The sequence below is a fragment of the Amycolatopsis keratiniphila subsp. keratiniphila genome (genome assembly GCF_001620365.2).
Taxonomy (GTDB): Bacteria; Actinomycetota; Actinomycetes; order Mycobacteriales; family Pseudonocardiaceae; genus Amycolatopsis; species Amycolatopsis keratiniphila.
Genome location: NZ_LQMT02000019.1, coordinates 196,908 through 211,534 on the forward strand (window position 1 = coordinate 196,908; position 14,627 = coordinate 211,534).

At 67.9% G+C, this 14,627-nt stretch carries 15 protein-coding genes; 8 read left to right on the forward strand and 7 right to left on the reverse strand.

Going from position 1 to position 14,627, the window contains the following annotated elements; all coding sequences use genetic code 11:
• Window positions 1-45: 45 nt before the first annotated feature.
• Window positions 46-1,500, reverse strand: a complete 1,455-nt coding sequence (locus AVR91_RS18930; protein WP_228709239.1) for a trypsin-like serine protease — start codon at window positions 1,498-1,500, stop codon at window positions 46-48.
• A gap of 123 nt (window positions 1,501-1,623) precedes the next feature.
• Entirely contained in the window at window positions 1,624-2,025 is a 402-nt protein-coding gene (locus AVR91_RS18935; protein ID WP_228709240.1) for a hypothetical protein, read from the reverse strand.
• Window positions 2,026-2,929: 904 nt separating this feature from the next.
• Between AVR91_RS18935 and AVR91_RS18940 the strand changes: the two genes are divergently transcribed.
• Complete coding sequence (locus AVR91_RS18940) at window positions 2,930-3,613, forward strand: class I SAM-dependent methyltransferase (protein WP_063275460.1); 684 nt, start codon at window positions 2,930-2,932, stop codon at window positions 3,611-3,613.
• On the opposite strand, the gene AVR91_RS18945 is transcribed toward AVR91_RS18940, so the two are convergent.
• Window positions 3,610-4,071: a nuclear transport factor 2 family protein gene (locus AVR91_RS18945; protein ID WP_063275459.1), complete on the reverse strand. Its 462-nt coding sequence runs from the start codon at window positions 4,069-4,071 to the stop codon at window positions 3,610-3,612. The two genes, AVR91_RS18940 and AVR91_RS18945, sit on opposite strands and share 4 nt — an antisense overlap.
• Window positions 4,072-4,160: 89 nt before the next feature.
• Between AVR91_RS18945 and AVR91_RS18950 the strand changes: the two genes are divergently transcribed.
• On the forward strand, window positions 4,161-4,724 hold the full coding sequence (locus tag AVR91_RS18950) for a TetR/AcrR family transcriptional regulator (RefSeq protein ID WP_063275458.1): 564 nt from the start codon (window positions 4,161-4,163) through the stop codon (window positions 4,722-4,724).
• A 3-nt stretch (window positions 4,725-4,727) separates the two neighbouring features.
• Here the strand turns inward: AVR91_RS18950 and AVR91_RS18955 are convergent, their stop codons facing one another.
• Window positions 4,728-5,201: an SMI1/KNR4 family protein gene (locus tag AVR91_RS18955; RefSeq protein ID WP_063275457.1), complete on the reverse strand. Its 474-nt coding sequence runs from the start codon at window positions 5,199-5,201 to the stop codon at window positions 4,728-4,730.
• A 9-nt stretch (window positions 5,202-5,210) separates the two neighbouring features.
• Window positions 5,211-5,945: a zinc ABC transporter ATP-binding protein AztA gene (gene aztA, locus AVR91_RS18960; protein WP_063275456.1), complete on the reverse strand. Its 735-nt coding sequence runs from the start codon at window positions 5,943-5,945 to the stop codon at window positions 5,211-5,213.
• A 48-nt stretch (window positions 5,946-5,993) separates the two neighbouring features.
• Between aztA and aztB the strand changes: the two genes are divergently transcribed.
• From aztB to aztD, 4 genes are read left to right on the forward strand one after another with little or no spacing between them, the layout of a single operon-like run.
• Window positions 5,994-6,845, forward strand: a complete 852-nt coding sequence (gene aztB / locus AVR91_RS18965; protein ID WP_063275455.1) for a zinc ABC transporter permease AztB — start codon at window positions 5,994-5,996, stop codon at window positions 6,843-6,845.
• Window positions 6,842-8,029, forward strand: coding sequence for a WD40 repeat domain-containing protein (locus AVR91_RS18970; RefSeq protein ID WP_063275467.1), 1,188 nt, complete (start codon window positions 6,842-6,844; stop codon window positions 8,027-8,029). The genes aztB and AVR91_RS18970 overlap by 4 nt, the downstream gene beginning before the upstream one ends.
• Window positions 8,026-8,925, forward strand: a complete 900-nt coding sequence (gene aztC, locus AVR91_RS18975) for a zinc ABC transporter substrate-binding protein AztC (protein ID WP_063275454.1) — start codon at window positions 8,026-8,028, stop codon at window positions 8,923-8,925. Before AVR91_RS18970 ends, aztC begins: the two co-directional genes overlap by 4 nt.
• 26 nt (window positions 8,926-8,951) lie before the next feature.
• A complete protein-coding gene (aztD, locus tag AVR91_RS18980) occupies window positions 8,952-10,124 on the forward strand; it encodes a zinc metallochaperone AztD (RefSeq protein WP_063275453.1) in 1,173 nt (390 codons plus the stop codon).
• A gap of 626 nt (window positions 10,125-10,750) precedes the next feature.
• Here the strand turns inward: aztD and AVR91_RS18985 are convergent.
• Window positions 10,751-11,386 carry a response regulator gene (locus tag AVR91_RS18985; RefSeq protein ID WP_063275452.1) on the reverse strand — a complete coding sequence of 212 codons (636 nt, stop codon included), beginning with the start codon at window positions 11,384-11,386 and terminating at the stop codon, window positions 10,751-10,753.
• Window positions 11,383-12,558: a sensor histidine kinase gene (locus AVR91_RS18990; protein WP_063275451.1), complete on the reverse strand. Its 1,176-nt coding sequence runs from the start codon at window positions 12,556-12,558 to the stop codon at window positions 11,383-11,385. The genes AVR91_RS18985 and AVR91_RS18990 overlap by 4 nt, the downstream gene beginning before the upstream one ends.
• A 171-nt stretch (window positions 12,559-12,729) precedes the next feature.
• Between AVR91_RS18990 and AVR91_RS18995 the strand changes: the two genes are divergently transcribed.
• Window positions 12,730-13,812 (forward strand): ABC transporter permease, encoded by a 1,083-nt coding sequence (locus tag AVR91_RS18995; RefSeq protein WP_063275450.1) that lies wholly within the window; start codon window positions 12,730-12,732, stop codon window positions 13,810-13,812.
• A complete protein-coding gene (locus AVR91_RS19000) occupies window positions 13,809-14,492 on the forward strand; it encodes an ABC transporter ATP-binding protein (protein ID WP_063275449.1) in 684 nt (227 codons plus the stop codon). The genes AVR91_RS18995 and AVR91_RS19000 overlap by 4 nt, the downstream gene beginning before the upstream one ends.
• Window positions 14,493-14,627: the final 135 nt, after the last annotated feature.

Sequence of the window (14,627 nt, forward strand, 5' to 3'; positions counted from 1 at the left end):
AAGGCCCCCTTCACCGCGTCCGCGATGAAGGGGGCCTTCCGGAGATCAGCCGTTCGGAGTCGTGATCACCGCGAAGGTGGATCCCTGGCCGGCGATCCGCTCGCTGAGATCGGTGGTGATCGTCTCGATCGGCGCGTAGTTGTTCAGCTCACCGGCCTGGCAGGGGCCCGACCGGGACTGCTGGTTGCCGACCAGGATGCCCAGCGCCGCGTGGTCCGCCTGGCTGAACAGCGGTCCGCCGCTGTCGCCGGGACGAGCGCACAGGTCGGTGTTGATGCCGACGTCCGTGGAGAGGACCCGCCCGCAGCGGGTCCCGACGAGGTAGCCGGCACCCGCACCGCTGTCGACGGAATCGGGGTAGTTCACCTTGCTCGACGCCGTTCCGGACGCGCAGACGACATACCCGGCCTTGATCTCGGCGAGCTTGCGCGCGCCGGTGATGTACTCGTCGACCGAGGTGGCCTGCGCGCCGCACGGGGTGTCGCCGTTGCTGTCCATGCCGCCGTTGCGGCAGTACTTCAGCACCCGGTTGCGGCCGGTCTGGCCTTCGAGCCACTTCGTCGACGCCGCGTCGTTGACGTACGGCAGGGCCGCGTAGTCGTACGGATACGAGCTCTTCTCGATGCCGTGCTGCTGCAGGACGTCATTGCCGTTGTGCTGGGTCGGCGTGTTGTTGGTCTTCGTCCGCATGCAGTGCCCGGCGGTGAGCACCCAGCCCTTGCCGGGGAAACCGCCTCCGGTGGACCGCAGGTTGAAACCGCTGGTACAGCCGCCCCAGGTACCGTCGTCCCGCTTCATGTCCAGCCGGAGGCCGCCCCGCATCGGACCGTAGTTGGTGCAGTAGAGCGGGTGACAGAAGCCGAGATCCACGTTCGGCGTGGCCAGCGCGTTCGGATTCTTCAGCACCCGGGAGACGACCATGCCGGATTCCTCCGCCGCGGCCCGTTGCGCGGTGTTCGTCTCGGTGGCGGCGGCGATCTTTTCCCGCGCCACCCAGTCGCGTTCCCAAAGCACGACACGGTTTTCCGACTCGCTCACCGACGGCAGGTAGACCGCGTCCGGTCCCGCGCCGACCTTGGCGGCAACGCGTTCCTTCGCCGCCGTCAGCTGCTGCAGCGAATGCTGGACCTGTTGCGTGCGAACGGAGGAACGGGCGGGCATCGCCCGCAGATACGGCTCGGCCGCGGCGGGCTTGGTCATCGCCACGACCAGCTGCCCCTTGTCCTGGTCGAGCCACATGCCGCCGTACTCGGCGCCGCGGTCGCGGCGCAGCAGCTCGTCCAGCTTGCCGCCGTCGGTCTGCAATTCCAGGCGGCGCAACGCCTCCTGTTCGCTCACTCGATAGTTCTCGACGAGATAGCGCACCGACTCCCGCACCGAAGCGGGGTCGAGCGAGGTGTGGAACGACTGCACGGTTTCGGCCGACGCCGAGCCGCCCAGTGCCGTGGCCGCTGCCAGCACCGAAACGGCCAGGGCCCCCAGTCTTCTAGCTCTCCGCACGAGATCTCCTCACATGTCGGGACTTCGCGATCATTCAACCGGAAGACACCGAACGGGCGTGGAGATTTTCCGACATTGCCGCGCCCCGTGCCCGCGATAGGGCGGGCACGGGGCGGTATTCGGCTACAGACTCGGCTCTCGCCGCTGTTTACCTTGTCGGGCCTTGACAATCCAGGCGCAGAAGAGAGTCAGGAGACCGACGCTGGTCCCCGCCGATAGACCGACCTCCGGCGTGCTGATCTCGACGACGCCGACGACGATCGCGCCGCCGATCGTCAGCAGAAGGCACATCCGCAGTGTCGGCGCCCAGCCGGCGAGGACCGCCATCGCCAGGCAGAGCCAGCTGTCGCGGCTCTGTACATTGCGATGGCGTCCCGGCGTCCTCAACAGCGGCCGCGCCGCGCGGATCATCTCCGCGGACGTCGCGACTCGCCGAGCCGGCTTCTCGACGTGTTCGATGACGACTTTGACCCGTTGGGGCGGTCCGTTGTCTGGTGTCTTCGTGTTATCAGGCTGTATGGTCACGACCGTCCTGTCCTTGTTCTTGCGAGCTTGCGTACGGACATCCGCGTGGCCTCCTGTGACAGCAGGGGGCCACGCGTGCGTTACCGGTTCTTGACCGGTGCGGCTGAGGACATCTTGGCGAAAGCGGACTGTGACCGTTCAGTCGTACAGCGTGTGTCGCGCTGAACGGTATGCACGCGTCGCTCAACGGTCTGGGTGACCCCGAAAACTACTAAAAGTAGCGGGTGAGGCCGAATGGACCAGTGCAGTCGAAGGCTCGGCAACTTGCTCATTCCGGCGTTGGCGGGAAATGCGCAGCTGTGGTCCACTTCCCTGGTCGAGAGCAAGATCCTCTGCTTCGTGCGTGCCGATTTCGGGAAATGCGAAATGCTGATCGCAACTGCCGGATACGATCGAAGTTCGACGAGTTTCGAGCAGCCATCCTCACGTTCGGTTCACTCGTTCAGGGTCTTGGTCGCCCATTGTCGACCCGCTCGGCTCACCAACAGCGAGTGACTGGTCTGAACGGGTGGACACAGCCGACAGTCTCGTGAGTGGCGAGGACAGTTCTGGTGGACGGCATCTACTTACCTACTGGACTTGACGCCGTCCTGTTGCCGCGGCGGAGCCTTTGTCGGCGAGTGGGGAGAGTTGGGGACGTTCAGTGTCCGCAATCCTCCCCAATCGGCATGACCTTGATCGACGGAGGATCTGAGACACTCAACGTCCCGATTCCCACATTGCCGACACCTGGCACGCCGCGCAGTCGACCCTCGACCGTGCCGCGGAGAGCGTCCTATGTCGTCGAACTCCGAGTCCGCACTCCGTTCGACGGCATACGCGCCTTGTCTTCGACCAGCAGGCATAGAGGACACGGTTGACTCTAACCGGCTTTGCCGCTCACGAGATCGATTACGATGCGGACGTGGACGAACGACCGATCACCACGGCGCAGCGTAACTTTCGGCGGGTCGCCGGCGAGCTGGAAAGCATGGGGACCCAGGATCGTTTCACCTACATCTTCCGCTCCCGGTTGTGGAGCTCCTCGTCGGCCTCCGGGCCTGGCTCCGAGGCCGTCCAGACGCGAGAACTGAGCGATCAGTTGCCCCTACTGCTCGATCGCCTCGGGGTCCGGACGTTGCTGGATCTTCCGTGCGGCGACTACGGCTGGCTCAGCGAGGTGGATCTCGATCTCGACCGGTACATCGGCGGGGACATCGTGCCCGATCTCGTCGAGCTGAACGCCGAGCGGTTCCGTGACGATCCGGTCCATGAGTTCCGGGTGCTCGATCTGACCGCCGATCCGCTGCCGCAGGCCGATCTCGTGCTGTGCCGGGATTGTCTGGTCCATCTGAGTTTCGCCGACATCGAGCGGGCGTTGCACAACCTCCGGCGGAGCGGTTCCCGGTACCTGCTGACCACGACTTTCACCGACTTGGGCACCAACGCCGACATCGTGACCGGTGACTGGCGGCCGCTGAACCTGTGCCGGGAACCGTTCGGATTCCCCGAGCCGCTGGCGGTACTGGTCGAGGGGTGCACCGAAGAGGGCGGTGCCTACGCCGACAAGTCCCTGGGGCTGTGGGAGATCTCCGCGATCATGGACTAGCGGAGCGGAAACTCGTCGCCGTGCTCCTCCTGCGGGCGCGGGCCGAAGATGCGTCGCTCGGTCTCGGGGATCACGACATCGTTGATGCTCGCCTCGCGGCGGCTCATCAGGCCGCGCTCGTCGAACTCCCAGAGTTCGTTGCCGTAGCTGCGCCACCACTGCCCGGCCCGGTCGTGCCATTCGTACTGGAAGCGGACGGCGATCCGGTTCTCGGTGAACGTCCAGAGGTTCTTGCGCAGCGCGTAATCCAGCTCTCGTTCCCACTTCGCGGTCAGGAACGTGACGATCTCCTCGCGGCCCTGGACGAAGGTGTCGCGATTCCGCCAAACGGAGTCGGGCGTGTACGCCGACGACACCTTCCGGGGATCGCGGGTGTTCCAGGCGTCCTCCGCCGCTTGCACTTTCCGCAGCGCCGTCTCCCGGGTGAACGGGGGGTAGGGCGGGCGATCTTCCGTCATGGTCGAACCTCCTTGGGTAGAGAACGTGCGTTCTCTACGTCTGGCGCCTACGATAGGGAACGACCGTTCTCGACGTCAAGGGAGTACCGATGCCGGCCGCCGTCACCGACGAGCAGAACCGCGTGGACCGCGAAGCCCTGCTCGATGCCGCCGAGAAACTCTTCTACGAGAACGGCATCCAGGCGGTCGGCATGGATCAGGTCCGCGCGGCATCCGGCCTCTCGCTCAAGCGGATCTACCGGTTCTTCGAAGCCAAGGAAGACCTCGTGGTGGCGATGCTCAAACGCCGTGATGAGCGTTGGCGGGGCAGCCTGGCCGCCCGGGTGGAACAGGTCGAGGACCCCCGGGAGCGGGTGCTCGCGATCTTCGATTGGCTTGCCGGGTGGTTCGCCGAACCCGGCTTCCGCGGCTGCGCCTGGATCAACGCCCACGGCGAATTCGGCCCGTCGTCCGCGGCGGTGCTGGCCGAAGTGAGGGCGCACAAGCAGGCGTTCCACCGGCAGATCGAGAACTGGGTGCGGGCCACCGGACGGCCGGTCGCGGAACCGGTCTACCTGCTCGCCGAAGGGGCGATCGTGACAGCGGGCATCAGCGGCGACCCCGCGCCGGCGCGTCAGGCGCGCGAGGCCGTCAAGGCGCTGCTCGGCGAATGAAGGTCACCGTTCGCTGTCGAGCCGCTCGGCGATCTCGTCGAGGATTTCGGTGACGCTTGCCCAGTCGGAGTCGTAGATCCCTTCGCTGGCGTACCACTCCATGACAACACCGTGGTGCTCGCCCTGCCGGAGATCGACGCAAAGCAGGCCTCCGTCGATCGCCCGGCCGATGGGAAGAACCGCTGTGCAGTAAGGGAATCCGTTCGCGCCTGCCGGCTTGCGGTGTGTTCCTTCGGGGGTGCAACAGTCAGGGTCGGGGTACTGCGATTGTCTGGCGTACTCCTCCTCGGCGTGCGCCACCGACAGAGGCGAGTAGCCCTTCGGGATCAGCTCTGCGGATCGGATCCCCGCTTCGTGGTCGCCGACGCCGTCCATGAGGGCCCACCAGGTGAGCAGCTCGGGTGGGAGTTCGAGGCCGACGCGGGTTTGCAGGCGCTCGAGGTGCTCAGCCAGCTCCGGGGGCCACGTCGCTTCCATAGGTCCACCCTAGTGAGCATCGGCGGCTCCTGACCCGATGCCGGCGGGAAGTCCCCAGGCTTCCGCGACTCGTTCAGGCGTCAGCACCGATGCGGGCGCGCCCTCGCCGACGAGGCGGCCGTCTTGCAGCAGGAGGCAGTGATCGGCCCGGCCCGCGACTTCGAGGTCGTGCGTGACCCGCAGAACCGTCGTGCCCTCGGCGAGGGTGGTGCGCAGGGCCTCGTCGATCAGGCGGCGGGCGTGCAGGTCGAGACCGGCCGACGGCTCGTCGAGCAGTAGCAGCGCGGCTCGCTGGGCAAGCCCCTGCGCGACCAGCGCTCGTTGCCGCTGCCCGCCGGACAGCATGCCGATCGGCCGATTTGCGATCGACGTGATCTCCAGCAGTTCCAGGCATTCTCCGACGATCTCCCGGTCCAATTTGGACAGTCGTCGCCAGTGGCCCCGGTGTGCCCAGCGGCCCATCGTGACGGTGGCACGCACGGTGATCGGCAGCGATCGCGAAACCTCGCTCTGCTGGGTCACGTAGGCGACGCGACCCGGATCCCGGCGGGTCACCGAGCCGCTGGTCGGCGGGAGCACTCCCGCGACGAGGTTGAGCAGCGACGACTTGCCCGCGCCGTTCGCGCCGGCGACTGCGGTGAGCCGCGCCGACGGGATCTCGGCGGTGATCCCGCGCAGCACCTCACGGGAGCCGTAATGGGCGTGCGCACGGTCGATCGTGAGTGCCGTTGTGTCCTGGGTCATCCCACCCTCTTTCAGATAATGACAATCATTACCACTATAGTGTGACGGGTGGAGTGGTTGCTGATCCCCTTCGAGGTGTCGTTCGTGCAGCGTGCGCTGGTGGCGGGAGTGCTCGTTTCGGCGGTGTGCGCGGTCGTGGGCACCTGGGTGGTGCTGCGCGGCATGGCGTTCATCGGCGACGCGATGTCGCACGGCATGTTGCCCGGCGTGGCGATCGCCTCGCTGACCGGCGTGAACCTGCTGATCGGTGCGGCGATCAGCGCCGGGGTGATGGCACTCGGGGTGACGGCGCTCGGGCGTTCGCGGCGGTTGTCGGAGGACACCACGATCGGGCTGCTGTTCGTCGGCATGCTCGCGAGCGGCGTGATCATCGTGTCGCACTCACGGTCGTTCGCCGTCGATCTCACGGGATTCCTGTTCGGTGACGTACTCGCCGTCGGATCCGGCGACCTGGTGGGGCTCGCCATCACCCTGCTCGTCGTGGGAGTGGTGGCGCTGGTGGGACACCGCGCGTTCACCGCACTCACCTTCGACGTCCGCAAAGCACACACCCTGGGTCTGCGGCCACGGCTCGCGAACGCCGTGCTGCTCGGGCTGGTCACACTGACGATCGTCGCGTCGTTCCGCGTGGTGGGGACACTGCTGGTGTTCGGCCTGCTCATCGCCCCCGCCGCGGCGGCGCTCTTCTGGTCGCGGCGGATCACCACCATCATGCTGATCGCGGCGCTGCTCGGTATCACGGCCACGGTCGGCGGTCTGCTCGTGTCCTGGCATTGGGGTACCGCGGCGGGCGCGACCATCGCCGCCGGCGCGGTCCTCCTGTTCTTCCTTTCCGCGTTCCTGTCCTTCGTACGACAGCGATTCCGTTCCCTGACACCGGAGATCGAGTGCTCACGATGAAACTGAAAGCAGTGACGGCCGTCGTCGCGGCGCTGACCTTGGCGGCGTGCGGCGGGGAGCAGCCGAAGGAGGTGACCCCGGAAGTCCCTCACGGCTATGTCGAAGGTGCCGAGGAGGCGGCCGAGGCGCAGTCACGGCTGATCGTCGCCGACTCGGACACGGGGGCGGTGCGGGTCGTGGACCTCATCACCGAGGAGATCCACGAAGTCGGACGCGTCGACGGCGTGCGGGCGGTGACCGGTGACGGCCGCTTCGGCTACCTGACCACGGGGGACGGCTCGATCCGGGTGATCGACAGCGGATCCTGGATGGTCGATCACGGCGACCACGTCCACTACTACCGGGCGAAGGTCCGCGATGTCGGAGTGGCGCCGGGCAAGCAGTTGTCGGCGGCATACAGCGATCCCGCCGTCTCCGCACTGTCCTATTCGGACGGAACGACGACACTGCTCGACCGGGCCGCGCTGGACAAGGGGACCGTCACCGAGCTGGGGAAGATCACGCATACCGGCGTCGCCATCCCTTACGGCGAGCACGTCATCGCCACGGTGGCGGACGCCGGACAGCCTTTCGCCCGCGGAGTGCGTGTCCACGACCGCAAGGGCAAGGCCGTGGCCGAGATCGATCAGCCGTGTCCGGAGCTGCGGGGCCAGGCGGTGACCCGGCGTGGTGTCGTCTTCGGATGCGCGGACGGCGCTCTGCTGGTGACCGAAAAGGACGGTGCTTTCACCGGGGCGAAGATCCCGTATCCACGCAGCGTCACCGCGCAGGAACGCGCCACCGCCTTCTTCCACCGTCCGGGTGGTGCCACGCTGGCCGCCCGTGCGGGTGACTCCGCCGTGTGGTCGTTGGACGTCGGGCGCCGGAGCTGGCAACACGTCGAGACCGGGCCGGTCGCCGCGGTGAACGCCGTCGGTGAGGGCGGCCCGCTCTTGGTCCTCACCCGGGACGGCAAGCTGCGCTCCTTCGACAGCGCCGGAAAGGAACAGACGGCGATCCCGCTCCTGACCCCGGAAGGGACCGCCGCCGGCACCGCCTCGATCCAGGTCGATTCGACGCGCGCTTACCTCAACAACCCGCTGTCCGCCGAGGTGTACGAAATCGACTACAACGACAACCTCCGGCGTGCCAGGACGCTGAAGGTCGGCGGCAAGGCGGGCCACATCGTGGAGACCGGCCGATGAGGCGCCGCGCACTCGCCTTGCTCGCGGCGGCGCTGCTGGCGGTGGCGGGATGCTCCGGAAGCGGCGGGGGCGGCAAGTCGGTCGTCGTCACCACGAACATCCTCGGCGACATCACGCGCGCTGTCGTCGGCGATCAGGCCGAAGTGACCGTGTTGATGAAGCCGAACGCCGACCCGCACTCCTTCGGTATCTCCGCGCAGCAGGCCGCGCAGGTCGAGCGTGCCGGCCTGATCGTCTACAACGGACTCGGGCTGGAAGAGGGGATGCTGCGCACCGTCCGCACAGCCGAGGAAAACGGCGTACCGGCGCTGCCCGCCGGGGAGCGGGTGAACCCGATCAGTTACGCCGACAACAAGCCGGACCCGCATTTCTGGACGGATCCGGCACGGGTGCGCGACGCGGTGAAGACGATCGCGGACGAGGTCGTCGCCCATGTCGGCGGCGTCGACGAGTCGGTCATCCGTGCGAACGCAGAACGCTATCGCGGGGAGATCGAAGCGCTCGACCGGATGATGACCGAGAAGTTCGGCGGGATCCCTCGTGAGCGCCGGAAGCTCGTGACGAATCACCACGTGTTCGGCTACCTGGCCCAGCGGTTCGGCTTCGAAGTCGTCGGCGCGGTGATACCCGGCGGAACGACGCTCGCGTCGCCCAGTTCCTCGGACCTCAAAGCGCTCGCCGACACCGTCCGCGCGGCGGGAGTGCCGGTGATCTTCGCGGACTCCTCCCAGCCGGACCGGCTCGCGCGGGTACTGGCCGAGCAGGCGGGGCTGCACGTCCAGGTGGCCCCGTTGTTCTCCGAGTCGCTCAGCGAACCGGGCCAGGGTGCGGCCACCTACCTGGAAATGATGCGCGCCAACACCGAATCGATCACCACCGGTTTGACCCGTTCCTGATCGGAACAGACGAAAGGCACAGTGAAATGGCACGGAAGACCCGATATCTCGCGCTGATGGTGACGACGGCGAGCACCCTCGCGCTCGCCGCCTGCGGGACCGAACAGCCGGCGGCGGAGCCGGGGAAGGACGCCGCTCCGGCTCCGGTCGTCGCGAATCCGGTGGCCGTCACCTATGACGGCGGAATCGTCCTGCTCGACGGGAAGACCCTGCAGGTGGCGAAGAACCTTCCACTGGAAGGCTTCAACCGGCTCAACCCGGCCGGGAACGACCGGCACCTCATGGTCTCGACTTCGACCGGGTTCCGGGTCCTCGACGCCGTCGGCGCCGTGCTGACGGACAACGAGGTGAAGGCGGCCAAGCCCGGGCACGTCGTCCGCCACGCCGGCAAGACGGTGCTGTTCGCCGACGGGACCGGCGAAGTGACCGTCTTCGACCCGAAGACGATCGGCACCGCGGCCTTCCCCGCGCCGAAGCACAAGACGCCGGAAGCACATCACGGCGTGGCCGTCGAACTCGAGAACGGCGAATTGGTGACCACCGTCGGGAACAAGGACAAGCGGTCCGGGATCGTGGTGCTGGACAAGGACAAGAAGGAGATCGCGCGCAACGAGCAGTGCCCCGGTGTGCACGGTGAAGCCGCCGCACGCGGGGAGGCGATCGTGGTCGGCTGCCAGACCGGCGTGCTGATCTACCGGAACGGTGTGATCACCAAGGTGACCAGCCCGGATGCCTACGGTCGTATCGGCAACCAGGCGGGTTCCGACGTCTCGCCGATCACCTTGGGCGACTACAAGGTCGACGAAGCGGCCGAGCTCGAACGCCCGACCCGGATTTCCCTGATCGACACCGAGAGGGCGACGCTCAAGCACGTCGACATCGGGACCAGCTACACCTTCCGTTCGCTGGCCCGCGGCCCGCAGGGCGAGGCGCTGGTGCTGGGCACCGATGGCCAGATCCATGTGATCGACCCGGTGACCGGTGCGGTGACCAAGAAGATCGCCGTCATCGGCACCTGGCAGGAGCCGATCGAGTGGCAGCAGCCGCGTCCGGCGATCTTCGTCCGGGGCGGGACCGCCTACGTCACCGATCCCGGCAAGAAGGAGATCCACTCGGTCGACCTCGCCTCCGGCACGAAGACCGCGACCGGCACGATCCCGGGAACGCCGAACGAGGTCAGCGGCGTGCTGGGAGGCTGATCCACTCGTGAGTGGTGATTCGGGTTCGCTATCCGAATCACCACACGACCACTGTCCCGGGCCGGTGGCTTCGCGTGATTGGACGGACGGCACGTGTGATCAGACGGACGACACACGTGACCAGGTGGACGACACGCTCGCGGCGGAGCCTTCGCCGTGAGTCGTCCGTCCAGTCACGCAAGACCGCCAGTAGGTACTCAGGACATGGTTAGCCCTAGCCCGAAACGCCACTCGCGACCACCGGGTTGGGCACCCCAAGTACATGAAGGCCCCCTTCCTTGCGCTAGGCGCAAGGAAGGGGGCCTTCATGTACTTGGGGAAGGTGTGAAGGTCGAGTTTCCTCGGCTGAGCCGAGGGAAGGGGGCCTGCACGCGCCGCCGCGGTGATTGCTGGTGCAGGTGGCGATCTCTGAAGGTAGTGAATGCCTCCTTCACTACCTTCAGGGTAGGCAAGGAGGCCTTCACGGACCTGAACCGTGGTCAGCCACAGCCAAATCCAGTAGGTACTTAAGGCACCCTTCGCTCTAGCCGAATCGCCACTCACGAGACGTGCCCCACCACGCGGCCGCGCCCCTGCTCGCCCTGCGGTACATGACGTGAAGCCGGAACCCCGGCCGCAGCAGGCGGTCAGCGGCGGATGAGTCCCAGGTCGGTCGCGGTGGCGACGGCGGACGTACGCGAGTCGACGCCGAGTTTGGTGTAGCTGCGGGCGAGGTGGGATTTCACGGTGCCTTCGGTCAGGTGGAGCCGTTCCGCGATGGCCCGGTTGGAGAGGCCGTCGGCGACGAGGACCAGGACTTCGATCTCGCGCAGCGTCAGCGCGGTGGTGGGCATTCGCATCCGGTTCATCAACCGGTCGGCGACACTCGGGGCGAGTGTGGTGCGGCCGGCGGCGGCGGTGCGCACAGCGGCCACGAGTTCTTCGGGTGGAGCGTCTTTGAGGAGATAGCCGGTGGCGCCCGCTTCGATGGCGGGCAGTGTGTCGGCGTCCGTGTCGTAGGTGGTGACGATCAGGACGCGCGGAGCGTCCGGCCGCGCCGTGATCACCGCGGTGGCTTCGGCGCCGGTCATGCCGGGGCCGAATCGCAGATCCATCAGCACGACGTCGATGCCGCCTTCCGCGGCGCGGGTCACCGCTTCCTCCGCGGTCGCGGCTTCGGCCGAGACGACGAAACCGGGTTCGGTTTCCAGCAGGGCACGGAGACCCGCCCGGACGATCGGGTGATCGTCGGCCACGAGGAGCCGGATCGACGGTTCGGTCACAGACGTTCCTTGGGTTCGACGGGCAGCCGCACGGACAACCCGGTGCCGTGGCCGGGGGAGGACTCGATATCGAGGGTGCCGTCCAGGGCTTCGGCCCGGGTGCGCATCGCGGTCAGACCGAAGCCGCTGTGCTCCGGATGGAAACCGACACCGTTGTCGACGACCTCGAGGGTGACGTGCTCGTCGAGGTAGCACAACGTGACCTCGGCGGTGGACGCGCCCGCGTGGCGGACGGTGTTCGCGAGTGCCGCCTGGCCGATGCGCAGCAGAGCGACCTCGTGCGCGGTCGGCAGGGGAGCCGGAGTGCCGGTGAACCGGAAACGCGCGGCGATCCGGTGCCGGGCACTGGTGGTGGCGCACAGCCGTTCCAGCGCGTCGGCGAGCGTGGTGTCGTCGAGCGCCGGCGGGGACAGGGCGACGACGAAGCGGCGGGCTTCGGCCAGGTTGTCGGCCGCCGCCTGCCGAGCCTGCTCGACGTAGCGGGCGGCGCTCCCCGCGGTGTCGGGCAGGGTTCTTTCCGCGGCGCGCAACAGGAGTTGAATGCTCGACAGCCCTTGGGCCAGGGTGTCGTGGATCTCGTGGGCCAGCCGTTCCCGTTCGGCGAGCACTCCCGCGGCGTGCTGGGCTTCGGCCAGATCGGCGCGGGTGGCGGTCAGTTCCTCGATCAGGTTCCGGCGTCGTTCGCTTTCGCGGTACAGCGCCTGATACCCCCAGACGACGGCGACCGCGACCGCGGCGCCCAACGCCGGGCCGATCGCCGCCGCCGGGACGAAGGTGCCCTGGTGGGCGGCGAAGGCGGTGATCGCCGCCAGCGCGGTCGCGATCACCGCGACCAGGCCTTGGCGGCGCGGCAACAGATGCAACTGCAGGAAGTACAGCGGAAAGGCGACCCAGACGCCGTCGGCCGTGAGCACCAGCAGGACAAGCCATACGACCCCCACCGCGATCAACCACCACAGGGCGGCCTGCCGGGACGTCCTGACGCGCGGCAGGAGCGGGCCGACCGCGTACACGACAGCGCCCGTCAGCGCCGTCGCGACGATCGCGCCCGCGCGCGGCGAGCCGTCCGCGACGGCCCGGACGGCCGCGAGGGCGAGCAGGGCGACGAGCAGCAGGTGCAGACACCAGGTCAGCACCCGGCTCGTCGGGGTCAAAGTGGGCGAGGTGGTCACAGTGCGTCCAGATTACGGAGCGGAACCAGCGAGCGCCTCTATCTAAAGGTAGAAGCGGCGTGCCGTCTTCCGGCGCGCGAAGTGCCATCTCCGGCCAGATGTCGTCGCGGTCCCAGGAGGCGATCGTGGAGAGGTCACCAGCCCACCCGCCGGAGAGGACAGACCGGAACCGTGTTCGTCGCCTGGAGAGATCTGAGATTCGCCAAAGGGCGGTTCGCCCTGATGGGGGCGGTGGTCGTGCTGATCACCCTGCTGGTCGGCCTGTTGTCCGGGCTCACCGCGGGGCTCGGGGAGCAGAACATCTCCGCGATCACTGGCCTGCCCGCCGACAAGATCGTCTTCGCCGCTCCAGCTGATGGGCAGAGCCTGTCCTATGCCAACTCCGCGATCACCGATGCACAGCGTCGGCAGTGGGCCGAAACCCCGGGCGTCACCGCTGCCGAGCCGCTGGGCATCGCCACCACCAAGGCCGCGGCGGGAAACCGCAGTGCCGGGATCTCCGTCTTCGGAGTCCGGCAGGGTTCGGCCCTCGCCCCGGACGGCGGGAAGATCGCCGACGGCTCGGTGGTGCTGTCGACATCCGCCGCCGACGCTCTGGGTGTCCGGAGCGGGGACACCATCGCCGTGGCCGGCCGCCCGCTGACCGTCGCCGCCGTGACGGGGGACGCCTGGTTCAGCCACACACCCGTGGTGTGGGCCGGTCTGGATGTCTGGGCGAAGACCGTGCCACCCGCGGGCGGCGAGCCGAACGCGACCGTGCTCGCGCTGACCGCCACGGCCGGCACCGATCTCGCGGCCGCTGACCTTGCCGCGGGCACGAAGACGGTTTCGAAGGGCGACTCGCTGTCCGCCATCGGCTCCTACACCTCGGAGAACGGTTCGCTGCAACTGATGCGAGGTTTCCTGTTCGCCATCTCCGCGCTCGTGATCGGCGCCTTCTTCACCGTCTGGACGATCCAGCGCAGCGGTGACATCGCCGTCCTCAAGGCGCTGGGTGCGAGCACACCCTTCCTGCTGAAGGACGCGCTCGGCCAGGCTGTCGTCCTTCTCGTCGGTGGTACGGCCATCGGTACCGGACTGGCCGTCGGCCTCGGCGCGGTCGTCGCCGGATCCGCCGTGCCCTTCCTGCTGACCCCGTCGACCGTGCTGGTCCCCGCGGCCGTGATGATCCTGCTCGGCGCTCTCGGGGCCGCGCTCTCCGTCCGCCGCATCACTTCCGTCGACCCGCTGACCGCACTGGGGAGTGCCCGATGAGCCTGAACCTGACCGGTGTCACCCTCACCTATCCCGACGGCGACTCCCGCCTCACCGCCCTCGACGATGTCACGCTGGACGTCCCGCCGGGCACGATCACCGCTGTCGCCGGGCCTTCCGGTTCGGGCAAATCCAGCCTGCTCGCCGTCGCCGCCACCCTCATCACCCCGGACCACGGGACCGTCACCATCGACGGCACCGAGACAACCGGGCTGACCCGCGGTGAGCTCACCGGGCTACGCCGTCGCAAGATCGGGATCGTCTTCCAGCAACCCAATCTGCTGCCCTCCCTCACCGCCGCCGAGCAACTCCAGGTCATGGCCCGGATCGACGGTCGCTCTCCGGCCGGAGCACGCGGTGTGGCCATGGACCTGCTCGACGCCGTCGGGCTCGGACCGCAGGCGGGGCGGCGCCCCCACCAGCTCTCCGGCGGCCAACGGCAACGGGTGAACATCGCTCGCGCGCTGATGAACGAGCCCACCGTGCTGCTGATCGACGAACCGACGAGCGCCCTCGACCACGACCGCGGCGCCGCGGTCATCGACCTGATCACGCGTCTGACCCGCCAGCGGGCGACCGCCACCGTCCTGGTCACGCACGACCGCGCCCACCTCGCCGGGGTCGACAGGGTCGTCGAAGTCCACGATGGACGGTTGGGCAGTCCCTCGCCGGTCGGCTGAGCCGGCTCCAGGCACAGGCGCTTCGCGTCGAAACTCCACAAAGGACAAACGACGGCTCGGTCCACGATATGGGACCGAGCCGTCGTCATGTCCTCTTTCCGAACAGTGGGAAAAATGCTGGGTTTCGGCCGCCGT